Raw genomic sequence first — 16,328 nt, forward strand, 5'->3', positions numbered from 1 at the left:
ACCGGATTTTTCCCATGACCCTTCAACGTGTTGGCGCGTTCGCCAGCCTCGGATGTGCCGCGACTTACCTGTTCGGATTTGTATTTCTTTTAACGGTACTGGCACCGCTGGGCTTCGGCGGGTCACAGGTTGACGCCCGCGCCGTCGTGGATTTCGCGGTGGCACAGTCTGGTTTGCTCATACTCTGGAACAGCGTCATCTACATCGCCAATGCCTTGGTTCTGGCGCTTTTGGTTGTGGCCCTGGCCGACCACCTTAAGCCAACGACACCCGGTTGGGCTGCGGTGACGCGGGCCATCGGCATTATGTGGTCGACACTGGTGCTGGGGGCCGGAATGATCGCCAATGTCGGGGTCGAGCGCGCTGCGCAACTCGGCGCGTCAGATCCCGAGGCCGCAGTTCGCCTGTGGCAAGTTCTGCACGCGGTTGAACTGGGCCTGGGTGGCGGCAACGAAATCGCCGGGGCGGTCTGGATTGGTGCGGTCAGCCTTGCGGCTAACACGGGCCGCAGCCTAGGCAAAATCGCGGTGTTCCTTGGTCTTGTGACAGGCCTAGGGGGCATTGCCACGCTGATCCCGTCCATCGGCGACGCTGCCGGGGCCGTGTTTGGGCTTGGCGCCATTGCATGGTTCATCGCGGTTGGCATCAGCATGCTGTTGCGTGACAAGCCCGCGGCCCCTTAGAAAACGGGGTTAAAGTGCTGGGTCGTCCGACTTGGCGATATCGCGCAGCACGTGTTTCAGGATCTTGCCCGTCGAGGTCTTGGGAAGTTCACCGAACACAACCCGTTTCGGGCGCATATAGCCGGCAAGCTTGCCGCGGGCATGGGTGATGACCTCGTCCGCGGTCAGATCGGCCCCGGGTTTGGGTTCTACAAAGGCACATGGCACCTCGCCCCATTTGTCATCGGGCCGCGCCACCACGGCGGCGAAAGCCACTGCGGGGTGGTCGACAATGGCGTTTTCCACCTCGATCGAGCTGATATTTTCGCCGCCGGAAATGATGATATCTTTCGCTCTATCGCGAATTTCCACATAGCCATCAGGGTGTTGCACAGCCAGATCGCCGGACCAGAACCAGCCGTCCTTAAAGGCCTTTTCGGTTTGTTCGGGCGACTTGAGGTAACCCTTCATGCAGATATTGCCGCGAAAGACGATCTCGCCCTGCGTCTTGCCATCCCACGGCACCGGAGCGCCGGTTTCGGGATCCACGACACGAACTTCTTCTTCCAGCTCATAGGCCACGCCCTGTCGCGCTTTCAGCCGGGCGCGTTCGTCGGCGGGCAGATCGTCCCAGGCCGGTTTCCATGCGCAGACAACAGCGGGGCCGTAAACCTCGGTCAGACCATAGACATGGGTGACATGAAACCCCCTTGCCTCGATCCCCGCGATCACGCTTGCCGGTGGCGGAGCGGCGGCGGTCATCATTTCGACCGTCTGCGGGAAACTGCGTGCCTCGCCTGCCGGGGCATCGGCGATCAGCGACATGATGATCGGCGCGCCGCACAGATGAGTAACCCCGTGATCGGCGATGGCGTCAAAGATTGGACCCGCACGGGGTGCGCGCATGAACACATGCGTGCCCGCCAGCAAGGTGATCGTCCACGGGAAACACCAGCCATTGCAGTGAAACATCGGCAGCGTCCACAGATAGACCGGGAAATGCGGCATCGCCCAGGTGATCGTGTTGTTGACCGCGTTCAGATAGGCCCCACGGTGCGAATAGACCACGCCTTTGGGCCGGCCCGTTGTGCCGGAAGTATAGTTCAGCGACAGCGCGTCCCACTCGTCCGCCGGCAGGGTATACTGGAAATCCGGGTCACCTTCGGCCAGAAGCGTCTCGTAATCCAGTGCGCCGATGGGCGTACCGGGCGCGGCTGGATCGCAGATATCGATGATCAACGGCGGGTTCTTCAAACCCGCCACAGCCTCGGCCGCGATTTCCGAAAGTTCGGTATCGACCAGCAGAACCCTGGCCGCCCCATGGTCCAGAATGTACCCGATTGTGCTTGCATCCAGCCGAGTGTTGTTCGCGTTCAATACGGCGCCGATCATCGGTACCGCCAGCGCACATTCCAGCGCCTCGGGAATGTTTGGGGCAAGCAGGGCCACCGTGTCGCCCTTGACCACCCCCCGGCCAGCGAGCGCCGAGGCCAATCGACGACACCGCGCATCAACCTCGCCCCACGTCCGACGCAGATCGCCATAGATCATGGCCAGCCGTTCGGGATGCACCCGCGCCGTGCGGGTCAGCGCCGAAACCGGCGACAGTGCCACATGATTGGCCGGAGTCTTGGCCAGTTCCGGCCCCTCAAAGATCGACATTTATTCTCCGGTCCATTCGGGCATGGGTTGCTTGGTCACAAAGGCGCCAATCCCTGCTTCGGCATCGCGGGCCATCATGTTCTCGGCCATGGTGCGGCCAGCAAATTCATAAGCCTGGGCCAGGTCCATCTCGGCCTGGCTGTAAAAGGCACCCTTGCCGATCTTCACGGCGACGGGCGACTTGGCCACGATCTTGTCGGCGATCTGCCGTGTGGCATCGGCCACCTGGTCGCGCGGCACAGCCTTGTTGATCAGACCCAGCTGCACCGCCCTGTCGGCCGGGATAAAGTCACCGGTCAGTAACATCTCCATCGCCGCCTTGCGCGGCACAGCGCGGCTGAGCGCCACCATCGGGGTAGAGCAGAAAAGGCCGATATTCACGCCCGAGGTTGCAAACCGCGCATCCTCGGCCGCCACGGCCAGATCACAGGTCGCCACCAATTGGCACCCGGCGGCAGTGGCAATGCCCGTCACCTCGGCGATCACCGGCTGCGGCAAATTCACGATCGACATCATCATTTTCGAGCAGGTGGCAAAGAGATCGTTGAAATATTGATGCCCGCCATCGGCATCTGCGCGCCGCGCCGTCATTTCTTTCAGGTTATGGCCGGCACAAAAATGATCCCCTGCCCCCCGCAAGATCACGACCTTCACATCGCGCCGTTGCGAAATCTCATCCCAAACCGCCTGCAATCCGGCCAGCATCTCTTCAGACAAGGCATTGATCGAACGCGCCCGGTTCAGCGTCACCGTGGCGATGCCTGCATCGGTTTCCACCAATACCGGCGGTTCTACTGCTGGTGTTCCTTCCATCCTTGTCCTCCCCAGAACATCGGCTTTGATCCGTGGTGCCACAGCACACAGCGTAACGCAATTGCCGCCCGTTTTCACGGGCTGCCCAAAACGCCGCTTTACCCACGCAAAGCTGTGCCATAGACGCCAATTGTTACACAATTGATCCCACACAATTATTGCATTCCCGCGCGGAATGTGGTTGTCGAAGGCATCCCAATCGCCCCACCACCAATGAGTCCACGAATTTGAGCATCTTTCGCAACGGCCAAAACACCCTGAAACTCAAAGATTTTGCCAAGCGACAGGCATATCTGTTTTCACCGGTGCGACCGTGGATGAAGAATGTGACGCGCGGCTCGATCCAGGCGGACCTGATGGCGGCGCTGACAAACGCCGCCATCGTGATGCCACAGGGCGTTGCCTTTGCCATCATTGCGGGTCTGCCGCCGGAATACGGCCTTTACACCGCGATGATCACGGCGGCGATTGCCGGGTTCTGGGGATCGTCCATGATCATGGTGTCGGGGCCGACAACGGCGATTTCGGCCGTTCTGTTTGCCACCCTGGCCCCCTTCGCCGAACCCGAAAGCCACGCCTATGTCATGTTGGCCCTGACGCTGACAATTATGATCGGCGTCTTGCAAATCGCGGCAGGCATGGCGCGACTGGGCGGGTTGATCTCGTTTATTTCGCATTCGGTCATCGTGGGCTTTACCGCGGCTGCGGCGCTGCTGATTGCCGCGTCTCAGCTGGGCCCGGCGTTGGGCATCACGACCGAGCGCGGCGGCGGCGTGGTAGAGCGCGTGCTGCGCGTGCTCGAGCATATCGGTGACATTAACCTCACCGCCCTGATCATTGCCGCCGCGACCTTGGCCAGCATCGTCATCAGCCAGCGCATCTCGCGCCGCATCCCGGCCTATCTTGTGGCTCTGGCCGTCGGGGCGTTGTCGGGTCAATTGCTGAACGCAAAAGACGCCGGCATCGCCTTTTTCTCGGCCTTGCCCTCGGTTTGGCCAGCGGTTTCAATTCCGACGCCAACGCTGTCCCAGATTTCCGAACTGATCCCGGGGGCATTTGCCATCGCGGTGGTGGGCCTTCTCGAGGCGATCTCCATCGGGCGCACCTTCGCCACCCGCCGGGAAGAGACCTATGACTCGAACCAGGAAATCGTCGGACAGGGCCTGTCAAACGTGGTGGGCGGGTTCTTCAGCTGCTATGCCGGGTCCGGCTCGTTTACCCGATCTGGCCTGAACGCAGAAAGCGGCGCGCGATCCCCCCTGTCGGCCATTTTCGCCGCGGGTTGGCTGTTCATCCTTCTGCTTTTGCTGGCGCCCTTTGTGATTTACATCCCTGTGCCCGCGATGGCCGGGATCATCCTGTTCGTTGCCTGGCGGCTGATCAATTTCGCCGAGATCCGGCACATTCGCCATTCAGGCCGCGAGACCACGATCCTGATTGCAACGTTTCTTGCCGGTATCTTTATCGAGCTGGAATACGCCATTGTTGTCGGCGTCATGCTGTCGCTGGTGTTCTACCTTTACACCAGCTCGCGCCCCTTTGTGGGCGTTGGGGCACCGATGATGGTGGATGGTGTCAGCCGCCTGCGAAATGCCTATCGCAGCGGTCTGCCACAATGTCCAAAGATTTCGATCCGCCGCCTGCAGGGCCAGATCTTCTTTGGCTCCATCGAAGAGCTGGAGCGGAACTTTGACCTGATCAGCAAGCGCGAGCCCGAACAGACTCTGATCATCCTGATCTTGCAGGGTGTTGATACCGTCGACCTTGCCGGTGCCGATTTCCTGACACAGCAGATCAGGCGCGCGCGGCGGCGCGGCGGCGATTTCTATATCGTGGGTATCTACCCCGGTCTGATCGCGGCGCTCAGCCGCTTCGGAACACTGGAGGAGCTGGGAGAGTTCAACCTATTCCACTCCAAACGCGATGCAATTGCCCACGCCGTCAGCAAAACCCCCGAAAGCGCTTGCGCGGTTTGCACGCGGCGCATCTTCGAGGAATGTGCCCGACGCCCCGGTGCGCCCGCACCAGCCCCCGAGGGCGAACCGCAGGAAAAGGACTAGGCCCACAAAAAAGCCCGCCATAATCGGCGGGCTTTTGGTTTTCGGCCGCGGCGAAGTCAGCTTTCGTCGGCCCAGTCCCAGGGCCGCGTGAACTCGCCCAGCACATGGCCCAGCTTGTCGTCATCGGTCTCGCCCTCGCGGGCGATCTTCGCAACCAGACCACGTTTCTTGTCCTCGACAACCTCCACCACGCGCGCAGACAGGCCCGCCTTTTCGATGGCGGCGTTGTAGATACGCGTGATCGCGCTTTTGCGCAGGTCGGGTTTGAACACTTTGCCCACGGCGGTTTTGGGCAGTTCGTCCATCACCTCGATATGCTTCGGGATGGCGGCGCGTTCGTGGATATGCTCTTTGGCGTGCGCCATCAGCGCGTCGATGGTCACCTCGGCCCCTTCGACAAGTTCGACATACGCGCAAGGCAGTTCGCCGGCGAAACTGTCCGGCTGCCCGATTGCCCCAACAAAGGCCACGGCGGGGTGGCCGGCCAACGCCTCTTCGATCTCGGCGGGGTCGATATTGTGGCCGCCGCGGATGATCAGATCCTTGGCGCGGCCGGTGATATACAGGTACCCCTCGTCGTCCAGCCGCCCCAGATCGCCGGTGCGCAGATACCGGCCCTCGGCAAACAGGCCCAGGTTCTTGGCGTCTTCGGTATAGGTGGACCCATCAAAAACGCCGGGGCTTGAGATACAGATCTCGCCCACCTCGTCCACGCCGCATTCCCGGTCAATATTGCCCTGCCCGTCGCAATGCAGAATGCGCACGTCGGTATAGGGGAACGGCACCCCAACCGAACCAATTTTCTTTTGCCCTTCGGTCGGGTTGCACGACACCAGACAGGTTGCCTCGGTCAGGCCGTAACCTTCGACGATGGTCACGTCGGTGGCCTCTTCGAAACGCTTGTAAAGCTCAAGCGGCAGCGGGGCAGAGCCCGAGAACGCCACCTGCAAAGTTGAGACATCGGCATTGACCGGACGCTGCATCAGCGCCGCAATGGCGGTGGGCACGGTGATCACGAAGGTGATCTTGTAATGCTCCAGCAGCTTCCAGAAATTGTCGAACACCCCGTCGCCGCGATACCCCTGCGGGGTGGGGAACACCACATGCGCGCCCGAGGCGATCATTGCCATGAACACCACATGGCAGGCAAAAACATGGAACAGCGGCAGCGGGCAGATGATGTTGTGATCGGGTTCAAACAGCAGCGTGTCGCCGATCCAGCCGTTATAGATCATGCCCGAATGCTTGTGCTGCGCAACCTTGGGCATGCCGGTGGTGCCGCCGGTGTGGAAATAAGCGCCGACGCGGTCTTCGTCGGGTTCGGCAAAGGTCAGCGCGTCGGACGGGTGTTTGGCCAGTTCGGCGGTAAAGCTGCGCACATCGGTGGCGCCGTAGTTGGGCGCCTTGGGGCGGATCAACGGCACGATCCAGCTTTTGGGTGGGTTCAGGTAATGCAGCAGGTCCACTTCCAGCACGGTGCCCACATTAGGCGCCAGCACCACCGCCTCGGCCACTTTCTGGGCCACGTCGGTTTTGGGGAAGGCCCGCAGTGTCACCACCACCTTGGCCCCGACCTCGCGCAGGATGGCGCCGATCTGTTCAGGCTCAAGCAGCGGGTTGATCGGGCACACAATGCCTGCCGTCATACCGCCAATCAAAGTGACAACCGTTTCCAAGGCGTTGGGCAGGATATAGGCCACGACGTCCTGATCCCCCACGCCCAGCGCACGGAACATGTTGGCGGCTTGCGTGGTCTGCGCCAGCATTTCGGACCAGTTCAGCGTTTCAGCCTTGTCGCCCGGTTTCGACGTGATCTGATAGGTAACCGCCTTGTTGGCGCCGTAGGTCGCGGCGGTCTGCTGCAGCTGGCGATACACCGAACTGGGCAGCCCCCGTTGCTCCCACGTCATTTCCTGTTCGATCTTCAGAACGTCATCGCGGCAAGTGAATTCGCCCAACTCTAATCTCCCCTCCTAAAGTGAACGCGGGTCTGCGCCCGCTTCACGTTTGCGTAAACGTGTAACCTTAAGAAGCCTAGCGCAAGAATGACGCTACGGCCAAACGGATCATTCCGCTGCGACACCCTCGGTGAATTGCAGCCGCGCCAGACGGGCGTAAAGCCCCCCCTGGGCAACCAATTCGTCATGGCTGCCCTGGGCGACAATCCTGCCTTCGTCAAATACCACGATACGGTCCGCGCGCTTTACCGTGGCAAGGCGATGCGCGACAACCAAAGTGGTACGATCAGCCGAAAGCTGGTCCACCGCGCCCTGCACCGCGCGTTCGCTTTCGGCATCCAGCGCCGAGGTTGCCTCGTCCAGCAACAACACCGGTGCGTCGCGCAGGATGGCGCGCGCGATGGCGATACGCTGTTTCTGGCCACCCGACAGCATCACGCCGCGTTCGCCGACCTGGCTGTCATAGCCGTCGGGCAGTTTGGTCAGAAAATCGTGGGCCGCGGCGGCCTTGGCAGCGGCCTCGACCTCGGCATCGCTTGCCTCTGGGCGACCAAACCGTATGTTTTCACGCGCAGTGTCAGCAAAGATCACCGGGTCTTGCGGCACCAGCGCCATGGCACCGCGAAACGCCACGCGGTTCAGATCGGTTAACGACACACCATCCAGCGTTACGTGACCCGATTGCGGGTCATAGAACCGCATCAGCAGTTGCAGGATGGTCGATTTGCCCGCCCCCGACGGGCCGACCAAGGCCACCGTCTCGCCCGGCGCGATGTTCAGAGAAATGCCGTTCAGCGCGGCCTGATTGGGCCGCGACGGGTAGTGGAACGAGACATCCTCGAACCGAATTGCCCCCCTGACCGGGTTTGGCAAGGCCACCGGTGACGCAGGGTCGTAGATGTCATCCTCGGCTTGCAGCAATTCCACCAGCCGCTCGGTCGCGCCCGCCGCGCGTTGCAATTCACCCCAGATTTCCGAAAGCGCCCCGACCGAGCCCGCCACCATGATCGCGTAGATCACGAATTGCAGGAGCTCGCCCACGCTCATCGCGCCGGCTTGCATGTCGCGCGCGCCGATCCACAGGATGCCGACCACGCCCGAAAAGACCAGAAAGATGACGATCACGGTCATCACCGCGCGTGTACCGATGCGTTTCCTGGCCGATCCAAACGCGAGCTCGGTGACGTCGCCAAACTTGCGGCGGCTGGGGGCCTCATGCGTGAAGGCCTGCACGGTCTGCACCGCGCCCAGCGATTCCGAGGCCGAGCCGGACGAGGCCGCGATCCAATCCTGGTTCTCGCGGCCCAGCGCCCGCAGCCGGCGGCCCAGCACCACGATGGGCACCACCACCACCGGCACCAATAGCAGCACCAGCAGCGCCAGCTTGACCGAGGTCAGCAGCATCAGCACCAGCCCGCCGATAAAGATCAGAACGTTGCGCAACGCCACCGATACCGACGAGCCGATCACCGACAGAATCAACGTGGTATCCGTTGTGATCCGGCTCAGCACCTCACCGGTCAGGATGTTCTCGTAAAACGCGGGGCTCATGCCGATCACACGGTCAAACACCGCCTTGCGGATATCGGCCACGATGCGCTCGCCCAGCCGGGTCACCAGATAGTAGCGCGCCCCGGTACCCACTGCCAAAAGCGCCGCAATGCCGATGGCCGAGCCGAAATAGCTGTCCAAAAGCTCAGGCGCGGCGCCAAACCCGTCGACAACACGGCGCACCGCAAGCGGCAGCACCAGCGACACGCCCGCCGTCAGCACCAGCGCCAGACCAGCCAACGCCAGCAAGGCGCGGTAAGGCCGAATAAAGGGCCACAGCCCGGACAGGGCACCAATACGCTTTGATTTTGCGCGTGGTTCGTCGGCACGTACCGAGGTATCTGCCATGGCGGCCTCCTTTGGATCGCGGTCTGTCTAATGGGCCGCGCCACGGGGGGCAAGTTCACTTTGTCAGAGAAGTTGGAGCGGGTAGCGGGAATCGAACCCGCACCTTAAGCTTGGAAGGCTCTTATGATACCATTTCACCATACCCGCTCAGAGTTTTTGCTTACTATGTCACCGCCAAAATGAGGTCAATAGAGGACTGCCTTTCTGGCAATCGAAAACCCGTTTCAGCGCCGCGGCGATGCCGGGCAGCGCGTCTTGCGGGTCACAAAACGCGCGCTAAAAACGCCTTTGTACGGTCCTCGCGCGGGGCGTTGAACAAGGCGTCCGGGGGGCCTTGTTCCAGAATGCGTCCCGCATCCAGAAAGCAGACCTTGTCGGCCAGTTCGCGTGCAAAACCCATCTCGTGCGTGGCCAGCACCATGGTCATCCCCTGCCCGCGCAGGTCGCGCAGCACGTCCAGCACCTCCCCCACCAGTTCGGGGTCCAGCGCGCTTGTGATCTCGTCAAACAACATGATCTGCGGGGCCATCGCCAAGGCGCGAATGATGGCCACACGCTGCTGCTGACCACCTGACAGCTGATCCGGATAGTGATCCATCCGGTCGCCCAGACCGAAGCGTCCGAACATCTCGGCCAGTTTGGGGCGCAGTTCTTCGCGGCTTTGCCCGTAAACGCGGCGCGGGGCCAGCATGACGTTCTCGGCCGCGCTCATATGCGGAAACAGGTTATAGCTTTGAAAGACGATCCCGATTTTCTGCCGCACGGGCTGTGGGTCCAAACCGGGTTCCGAGATGTCCTGGCCGTCCAACAGGATCACGCCGTCATCCACCGGCTCCAGCAGGTTCATGCACCGCAGCAGGGTGGATTTGCCCGAGCCCGAAGCGCCGATCAGGCAAACCATCTCGCCTTCGTCGACGTCCAGGTCGATGCCCTTGCACACCTCAACCTCGCCGAACCGCTTGCGCACCCCGCGCAGGGACAGTTTTGCGGTCATGACCGTTCCCGGTTTTGCTTGTTCATCAGGTAATCCGCGTATCGCGTTGCCGGGATCGTCAACGCCAGAAAGATCAGCGCCGCGCCAACGTAAGGAGTGAAATTTGCATAAAGCGACTTGTATACGCCTGCTTGGCGAAAGATCTCGACCGGACCAATAAACGACAGCAGCGCCACATCCTTTTGCAGGGCGATGAACAGGTTCATATTGGCCGGCACCACGTTGCGAATGGCCTGCGGCAACACCACGTAGCGCATCGTGTCCCGTTCACTCAGCCCAAGCGAGGCCGCGGCAGCACGCTGCGATTGGTGGATCGAGTCGATGCCCGATCGCAGAACCTCGGCCACATAGGCCGAATAAACCAGCACCAGCGCCAACGTACCCCAGATATACGGGCTGTTCCACGGGCGCGGCAGGCCCAGCCCCGGCACGCCGAAACCGATGATATAGATCACCAGAACCACGGGAAGACCGCGAAATATGTCGGTATAGGCAACACCAAACAGCCGCAGCGGAAACAAGGCGGGCGACCGCGTGTCGCGACACAGCGCAATGCCCAACCCCGTCAACGCGATCAGCGGTGCAGACCACGCAAAAATCATCACGTTCAGCACAAAGGCTTCGACCAGACCCGGAAAAGTGGCTGCGAAAACACGACCGTTGAAGAAGGCGCGTTTCACGTCCTCCCACCCCGGCGCAAGAGGGATGAGGATCACCAGCGCCAGAACCACCGCGATGGTCGAGGCCAGCGCGATCCGGTTTGCCCGGCGTCGCACCCCGGCCTCGTAGACCTCGCGGCGCGTTGGCCCGGCGGCAGGGGATGCCGCCGGGCGATCCTGTGTCGACATGTCGCTCATCTACTGGACGACCGGCACACCCGTTGCCTCGGCCAGCCACTGCGCCTCGATCGCTGCAAGCGCGCCGCTGTCAGTCAGCGCGGTGATGGCCGCATCCACGCATTCCTTCAACGCGCTGCCCTCTTCCATCAACAGGCCGAACTGGTCCGGTGTCTCGGACAGCTCAGCCGGGAACTGCCCCAAAAGCGCACCGTTTTCCACGATAACGGCAGACAGGTACAGCGCGGTTGGCAGGTCATACAGCGCGGCGTCGATCTGTCCGGCCATGATGGCCGCGTTCACATCGGCGTTGTCATTGTAAAGCAGCGGGTCGCTGTCCGGCTGGATCACGTTTGTTAGCATCGGCAACCCGGTGGTGGTTGCCACGGCACCCCATTTCAGGCCCTTCAGACTGTCCAATGTCGCCGTCGCACCGGCATCCACAACACCCTGCGTCGTCAGCACCGCCATGGCCGAGGTGTAATAAGGCAGGCTGAAATCCACCATCTCTTCGCGCTCGGGCGTGATGGAGTATTGCTGCATGTTGAAGTCGAAATTCTTCGCGCCCGGCTGAATCGCTTCGTCAAAGCTGGTGCGCACCCATGTCACGCTGTCGGCGTCAAAACCCATCTTGTCGGCGATGGCATAGGCAACGGCGGCCTCGAAACCTTCACCGCTTTCGGGTGCATCATTCATGACCCAAGGGTAATAAGCCGGGTTACCGGTGGCGATGGTCAGCGTTCCGTCGGTCAACGTTTTACCGGCGGCGCAGGCGGCGTGCCCGTCAGCATATGCGGCCGACGTCAAAAGAGCCAAAGCCATCGCGGTGGTCGAGATCAGTTTCATGCAAATGTCTCCCTGTTTCTAATTGCCAACAGCTTGATACCAGCCGCCCAAGCTTGTCCAGTGCCGAAGGTTATGCCGACACCCGCGCGGTGTGTTCAGGACACCGCTCACAGGCAGTTCTCCATGTTGCGGGCCTTGCGGTTAGGCATGTTATAACATAACAAAACATGCACCTACCTGACGAAACCAAGTGTCTTTGAGCGAAAGGGCAAGCACCGATGACCCTGGATATGGCCGTAACCACCCCGACAGACCTTGCCACCGCCGTTCGCAAAGGCCGGTCCCCCGATGCGTTCGCAGAGATCCGCCAACCGGGTTGCGGCGCGGCGATCTATGACCGGGCGCCGGAACCGCACGCCATTGAATGGCTGGCCAAACTGCCGGCGGATCTCTTGCCGCAGGATCGTGTGATCCTCGCACCCGAAGCCGTGCGCGGGCATGTCCTGTCCTTGATGCCCCTTGTGTCGGCCACCGACGCCCCGGCCCGCGACTGGCTGGTCGACGATATCGCGCAGCTTTCCCGCGCCTTCGCCAACCTGATGGAGGCCCCGTATCTGCGCCTGCGCCTCGACGCCATCACAACCAATGCCTGCCGCAAATTCCACATCGACGCGGTTACCGCGCGGCTGGTCTGCACCTATCGAGGTCAAGCCACGCAATACGGCATGGCCGAACGCGGGCACGTCCCCAACGAGATTGAATCCGTCCCTTCGGCCTGCCCTGTTGTGCTGCGCGGCACCCGTTGGCCAGACGACGCGCCAACGGGGCTTTTGCATCGCTCTCCGCCGATCGAGGGCACGGGCGAAACACGCCTTCTGCTGGTGCTGGACCCGATCTATGATCTGGCCGACGAAGACTGACACCATGGCGCCTGCCGCTTGACAACCACGCTGCGGGCTGACACGAACAATGCTGATGGTTCCCCAAGCTTCAAGCGACGGGAAAAAAGGGAATTCGGTGCGAGCTGACGCTCAACTCCGAGACTGCCCCCGCAACTGTAAGCGGCGCGCAAACCGTAAAGGCCACTGAACCGACAAGGTTTGGGAAGGCACGGTAAGCACCAAGCCGCAAGTCAGGAGACCTGCCATCTTCAAACGCAACCCAACCGGGCGGAGGGCCCGTGGAGGACATGATGACAGAGACATTCAGTCGACCTGACTTTCGCTGCCCGCCTCCGAATACGAGGTCGGGATGGACGCGTATATTTACTTAATCTCAGCAACTTACGTCAGCCAGTCCAGGTTTCTACAGCTTGCAAAAGCGCTGGAAGGCGCCGCACCCGTTCCTGCAAAAGCCGTGCGGCTGGAAGCGACCGGCAACGCCATGTGGCGCGTGCTGGACACCTTTACCGCGCAAGGCGCACAGCGGATCGAACTGCGCCCGGTTGGCCTGCCCTTTTCGCAAAGCCTTGAAAAATGGCTTCCCGGTGCGGCGGGCAGTTGGCTCTGCCAACAGGGCCCAAATGCCCCTGCATTGTTTTTGGCTGGACCCGCCGATCTGGATCACCTGGTGGTGCAGTCGGCTGCCACTGCGCAGGTGCCGCTGACACCGGTTCACCCGCAGCCACACGGTGAAATCGGCAAAGGCTGGGACCATCCGCCCGCCTTTCGCCACCACCTGCTGGTTTGTGCAGGCCCGCGCTGCCATCTCAAAGACGCCCCCAACCTCGTTGACGCGCTCAAGGCCGAACTGGGCCGCGCCAACCTCGGCGCAGATTGCCTGATCACGACCACGGGCTGCCTTTTCCCCTGCAACAATGGCCCTGTCATTGTGCATTACCCACAGGGCCACTGGTACCGCCTGACCGACACCAACGACATCCGAACCTTCGTCGCGCAAGCGCTGCGTGGCGGGCGCACGCCGCAAAACCTATTGATTCACAAGACCGGAGAGACCCATGAAACTGTTTAACCTCCTCGCGCCGCTTGGCTTTGCCGCTGCCGCTGCCGCTGCGCAGGCCGAAGCCGTCACGCTGCACAGCTGCGATGCCAGTTTCGAATTCGAAAAAGCACCCACCCGCGCCATCACCCTGAACCAGCAAGCCACCGAGGTGATGCTGGCGCTGGGACTGGAAGGCGCAATGGTGGGCACCGCCTATCTTGATGATGCAATCCCGGCCCAATGGCAGGATGCCTTCAACTCTGTCCCGGTTCTGGCCGAGAAGTACCCCGCCGCCGAGGTGGTTCTGGCACAGGAACCGGATTTCCTTTTTGCCGGGTTCGGTTCCGCCTTTTCCGAAGACAATCTGGGCGCCGCGCAGAAATGGCATGATCTGGGCATTGGCACCTACCTGGTTGACGCCTCGTGCAAGTCTGCGCACCCCAAAAACGTCCCCCTGACCGTTCAACCGATCCTTGACGACATCGCGGCCATTGGCGCGGTCTTTGGCGTTAGCGAAAAAGCTGACGCGCTGATCGCGGAAACCAGCGCCCGGATCGAAGCCGTGCGGGCCAACCCCGCCGGCGCAGGCCAGACCGCGTTCATTTATGACAGCGGGACCGACACACCCTATTCCATCGGGTGCTGCGGCGGCCCGGCCCTGGTGGCCAAAACGGCCGGCCTGCAAAGCATCAGCGCCGACGTGGAAGGCACATGGGTTGATCTGGCATGGGAACGCGTGGTCGAGGCAGACCCCGATGTCATCTTGTTGATCGAGGCAGGCTGGTCCACTGCCGCCGACAAGCGCGCCTATATGGAGGCCGATCCGGTTCTGTCGCAACTGACCGCCGTACAAAAGGGGCGTTTCGTGACCGTTCCCTTCTCGGAAACCCTGCTGGGTATGCGCTTTGCCGACGGTATTGAACGCGTCAACGCGCAGCTTTCGGCGCTGAACTAAGTGACCCATCGGTTCCCGATCCTCTTTCCCCTCGTGCTGCTGCTGCTTGTTGCGGTGGCGGTTTCGGGCGTGCTGTGGGGCACGGCCCAGATCAGCTGGGCCGATCGCGCCGCAATATTGCTGCGCAGCGATGACGCGCCCAAGGGCCTGTCGCTGATTGTCTGGCAATGGCGTATTCCGCGCGTGCTGGCGGTGGGAATGATCGGGGCCGGCCTGGCCCTTGCGGGGGCGTTGATGCAAACGGCCCTGCGCAACCCCATGGCCGATCCTTATTTGATGGGCCTGTCGTCCGGGGCGTCAGCCGCTGCGGTTGCCGCCATAATCTGGCTGCCGAAATCGGTCACCGACAGCTTCGGCGTGCCCGCCATCGCCTTTGCAGGGGCGGCCTGCGCCTTTCTGATGACCTTGGGCTTGTCGCAACGGCGCGGCCACCCGATGGACCCGCTGATCGTGATCCTTGCAGGTGTCGCCGTGTCGCTGATGTTTCAGTCGTTGACGGCCTTTTTCCTTTATATCGGCGACCCGCACGCCACGCGGAACGCGATCGGCTGGTTGATGGGAACCGCGGCCGGAACGGAATGGGCCGAGGTTCCTTTGCTGGCCATTGCTCTTGTCCTGTTTGCCCTTTGGTCTTTGCGTCACAGCAATGCGCTGGACGCGACCTTGCTGGGGGAAGAGCGCGCGCAGTCGATGGGGATACGGACCGGACGTTTGCGCGTGATGATCTTTACCGTGACAGTGGTCCTGACCGGTCTGGCCGTTTCGGTGGCCGGCATCGTCGGCTTTGTCGGCCTGATCGTCCCGCACATGGCACGCCTGCTGATCGGCGCGCGCCACCGGGTTCTGTTGCCAATGGCGATGGTGGTGGGGGCGACTGTCCTGATCGCGGTCGACCTGATGTGCCGCATGTTGCTGGCCCCCGAAGAGCTGCCTCTGGGCGTATTGCTGGCCCTGCTGGCCGCGCCACCGTTCATCTTCATTCTCAGGGGATTGCGCCGTGCCATCTGATCCCGCTCTGACCATCGAAAACCTTGCGGTCCATGTCGGTGGCAAACCCTATGTTCGCGATGTTTCCCTGACGGTGCCCAAGGGGCAAATCCACGGCCTGATCGGCCCGAACGGGGCCGGCAAAACGTCATTGCTGCGCGCGGTCTACCGGGCCGAGCGTCCGGTGGCGGGCAACATCGCCGCACTGGGGCATCAACTGACGGACACTCCGTTCAAGGACTGGGCGGCCATGGTCGGCGCATTGGTTCAAAGCGCGGGTCTGCTGGCAGGGCTTACAGCAACGGACATTGTCGAGATCGGTCTGGCCGTTCTGAACCTTGATCCGGACGCGGCCGCCAGCAGGCGCGACGCGGCGCTGGATCTGGCGGGGCTGACAGACAAGGCCGACCAACCTGCCAGCGCTTTGTCCGGCGGCGAGCTACAGCGCTGTTACTTCGCGCAGCTTCTGGCGCGCGACCCGGATATCTATATCCTCGACGAACCCACCAACCACCTTGACCTGCATTACCAATTGGTTCTGCTGGACGAGGTGCAGCGGCGCGGCAAAACCGTGCTGATGACGCTTCACGACCTGGACCTGGTACGCCGGTATTGTGACCGGGTCTACCTGATGAGCCACGGGCAGATCGTCGACCAAGGCGCCCCCGACGCCGTCATCAGCCGGGAGAACCTGAAACGCCATTATATGGTCAACGGCGAGGTTTCAGGTGACGCATTGCGGATCGAAGGGCCTGTTCCCCGCGCCAGCGCATAA

Annotated in this window: 14 protein-coding genes, 1 tRNA gene and 1 riboswitch; of the genes, 7 read left to right on the forward strand and 8 right to left on the reverse strand. The window is 61.8% G+C overall.

All coding sequences use genetic code 11. The annotated features are described in order from the left end of the window. Positions 1-14 precede the first annotated feature (14 nt). Positions 15-683 (forward strand): hypothetical protein, encoded by a 669-nt coding sequence (locus ACMU_RS06750; protein WP_035257762.1) that lies wholly within the window; start codon positions 15-17, stop codon positions 681-683. A 9-nt stretch (positions 684-692) separates the two neighbouring features. Here the strand turns inward: ACMU_RS06750 and ACMU_RS06755 are convergent, their stop codons facing one another. Both ACMU_RS06755 and ACMU_RS06760 read right to left on the reverse strand, forming a co-directional pair. Further along, positions 693-2,324, reverse strand: a complete 1,632-nt coding sequence (locus ACMU_RS06755; RefSeq protein ID WP_035257765.1) for an acyl-CoA synthetase — start codon at positions 2,322-2,324, stop codon at positions 693-695. Beyond that, positions 2,325-3,137 (reverse strand): enoyl-CoA hydratase, encoded by an 813-nt coding sequence (locus tag ACMU_RS06760; RefSeq protein WP_035257766.1) that lies wholly within the window; start codon positions 3,135-3,137, stop codon positions 2,325-2,327. 317 nt (positions 3,138-3,454) lie between these two features. Here ACMU_RS06760 and ACMU_RS06765 point away from each other — a divergent pair, with 317 nt between their 5' ends. Next, positions 3,455-5,197 carry a SulP family inorganic anion transporter gene (locus ACMU_RS06765; protein WP_051588207.1) on the forward strand — a complete coding sequence of 581 codons (1,743 nt, stop codon included), beginning with the start codon at positions 3,455-3,457 and terminating at the stop codon, positions 5,195-5,197. A 56-nt stretch (positions 5,198-5,253) separates the two neighbouring features. On the opposite strand, the gene ACMU_RS06770 is transcribed toward ACMU_RS06765, so the two are convergent. From ACMU_RS06770 to ACMU_RS06795, 6 genes are all read right to left on the reverse strand, one after another. Next, positions 5,254-7,155 carry an acyl-CoA synthetase gene (locus ACMU_RS06770; protein ID WP_035257768.1) on the reverse strand — a complete coding sequence of 634 codons (1,902 nt, stop codon included), beginning with the start codon at positions 7,153-7,155 and terminating at the stop codon, positions 5,254-5,256. 108 nt (positions 7,156-7,263) lie between these two features. After that, entirely contained in the window at positions 7,264-9,054 is a 1,791-nt protein-coding gene (locus ACMU_RS06775) for an ABC transporter transmembrane domain-containing protein (RefSeq protein WP_035257771.1), read from the reverse strand. 73 nt (positions 9,055-9,127) lie between these two features. Further along, positions 9,128-9,201, reverse strand: a tRNA-Gly gene (locus tag ACMU_RS06780). Between the two features lie 115 nt (positions 9,202-9,316). Then, complete coding sequence (locus ACMU_RS06785) at positions 9,317-10,048, reverse strand: amino acid ABC transporter ATP-binding protein (protein WP_035257773.1); 732 nt, start codon at positions 10,046-10,048, stop codon at positions 9,317-9,319. After that, on the reverse strand, positions 10,045-10,905 hold the full coding sequence (locus ACMU_RS06790; RefSeq protein ID WP_051588103.1) for an amino acid ABC transporter permease: 861 nt from the start codon (positions 10,903-10,905) through the stop codon (positions 10,045-10,047). Before ACMU_RS06790 ends, ACMU_RS06785 begins: the two co-directional genes overlap by 4 nt. Next, a complete protein-coding gene (locus tag ACMU_RS06795) occupies positions 10,906-11,730 on the reverse strand; it encodes an ABC transporter substrate-binding protein (protein ID WP_035257774.1) in 825 nt (274 codons plus the stop codon). It lies immediately after the preceding gene. A 218-nt stretch (positions 11,731-11,948) separates the two neighbouring features. Here ACMU_RS06795 and ACMU_RS06800 point away from each other — a divergent pair, with 218 nt between their 5' ends. The 5 genes from ACMU_RS06800 (at position 11,949) to ACMU_RS06820 (ending at position 16,328) form a co-directional block, all read left to right on the forward strand. Next, positions 11,949-12,590: a DUF1826 domain-containing protein gene (locus ACMU_RS06800; RefSeq protein WP_236626216.1), complete on the forward strand. Its 642-nt coding sequence runs from the start codon at positions 11,949-11,951 to the stop codon at positions 12,588-12,590. 39 nt (positions 12,591-12,629) lie between these two features. Next, a riboswitch (cobalamin riboswitch) is annotated at positions 12,630-12,833 on the forward strand. A gap of 88 nt (positions 12,834-12,921) precedes the next feature. Then, positions 12,922-13,641: a (2Fe-2S) ferredoxin domain-containing protein gene (locus ACMU_RS06805; protein ID WP_035257775.1), complete on the forward strand. Its 720-nt coding sequence runs from the start codon at positions 12,922-12,924 to the stop codon at positions 13,639-13,641. After that, positions 13,628-14,566, forward strand: a complete 939-nt coding sequence (locus tag ACMU_RS06810; protein ID WP_035257776.1) for an ABC transporter substrate-binding protein — start codon at positions 13,628-13,630, stop codon at positions 14,564-14,566. Before ACMU_RS06805 ends, ACMU_RS06810 begins: the two co-directional genes overlap by 14 nt. Continuing rightward, positions 14,567-15,574 carry a FecCD family ABC transporter permease gene (locus ACMU_RS06815; protein WP_081805429.1) on the forward strand — a complete coding sequence of 336 codons (1,008 nt, stop codon included), beginning with the start codon at positions 14,567-14,569 and terminating at the stop codon, positions 15,572-15,574. Beyond that, positions 15,564-16,328, forward strand: coding sequence for an ABC transporter ATP-binding protein (locus ACMU_RS06820; RefSeq protein ID WP_035257778.1), 765 nt, complete (start codon positions 15,564-15,566; stop codon positions 16,326-16,328). Before ACMU_RS06815 ends, ACMU_RS06820 begins: the two co-directional genes overlap by 11 nt.

The organism is Actibacterium mucosum KCTC 23349, from assembly GCF_000647975.1.
GTDB lineage: Bacteria > Pseudomonadota > Alphaproteobacteria > Rhodobacterales > Rhodobacteraceae > Actibacterium > Actibacterium mucosum.

Bases quoted from the DNA above. Each gene is read 5' to 3' on its own strand.
- ACMU_RS06750 (WP_035257762.1), top strand. From the start codon at position 15: ATGACCCTTCAACGTGTTGGCGCGTTCGCCAGCCTCGGATGTGCCGCG.
- ACMU_RS06755 (WP_035257765.1), bottom strand. From the start codon at position 2,324: ATGTCGATCTTTGAGGGGCCGGAACTGGCCAAGACTCCGGCCAATCAT.
- ACMU_RS06760 (WP_035257766.1), bottom strand. From the start codon at position 3,137: ATGGAAGGAACACCAGCAGTAGAACCGCCGGTATTGGTGGAAACCGAT.
- ACMU_RS06765 (WP_051588207.1), top strand. From the start codon at position 3,455: ATGAAGAATGTGACGCGCGGCTCGATCCAGGCGGACCTGATGGCGGCG.
- ACMU_RS06775 (WP_035257771.1), bottom strand. From the start codon at position 9,054: ATGGCAGATACCTCGGTACGTGCCGACGAACCACGCGCAAAATCAAAG.
- ACMU_RS06785 (WP_035257773.1), bottom strand. From the start codon at position 10,048: ATGACCGCAAAACTGTCCCTGCGCGGGGTGCGCAAGCGGTTCGGCGAG.
- ACMU_RS06790 (WP_051588103.1), bottom strand. From the start codon at position 10,905: ATGAGCGACATGTCGACACAGGATCGCCCGGCGGCATCCCCTGCCGCC.
- ACMU_RS06795 (WP_035257774.1), bottom strand. From the start codon at position 11,730: ATGAAACTGATCTCGACCACCGCGATGGCTTTGGCTCTTTTGACGTCG.
- ACMU_RS06800 (WP_236626216.1), top strand. From the start codon at position 11,949: ATGACCCTGGATATGGCCGTAACCACCCCGACAGACCTTGCCACCGCC.
- ACMU_RS06805 (WP_035257775.1), top strand. From the start codon at position 12,922: ATGGACGCGTATATTTACTTAATCTCAGCAACTTACGTCAGCCAGTCC.
- ACMU_RS06810 (WP_035257776.1), top strand. From the start codon at position 13,628: ATGAAACTGTTTAACCTCCTCGCGCCGCTTGGCTTTGCCGCTGCCGCT.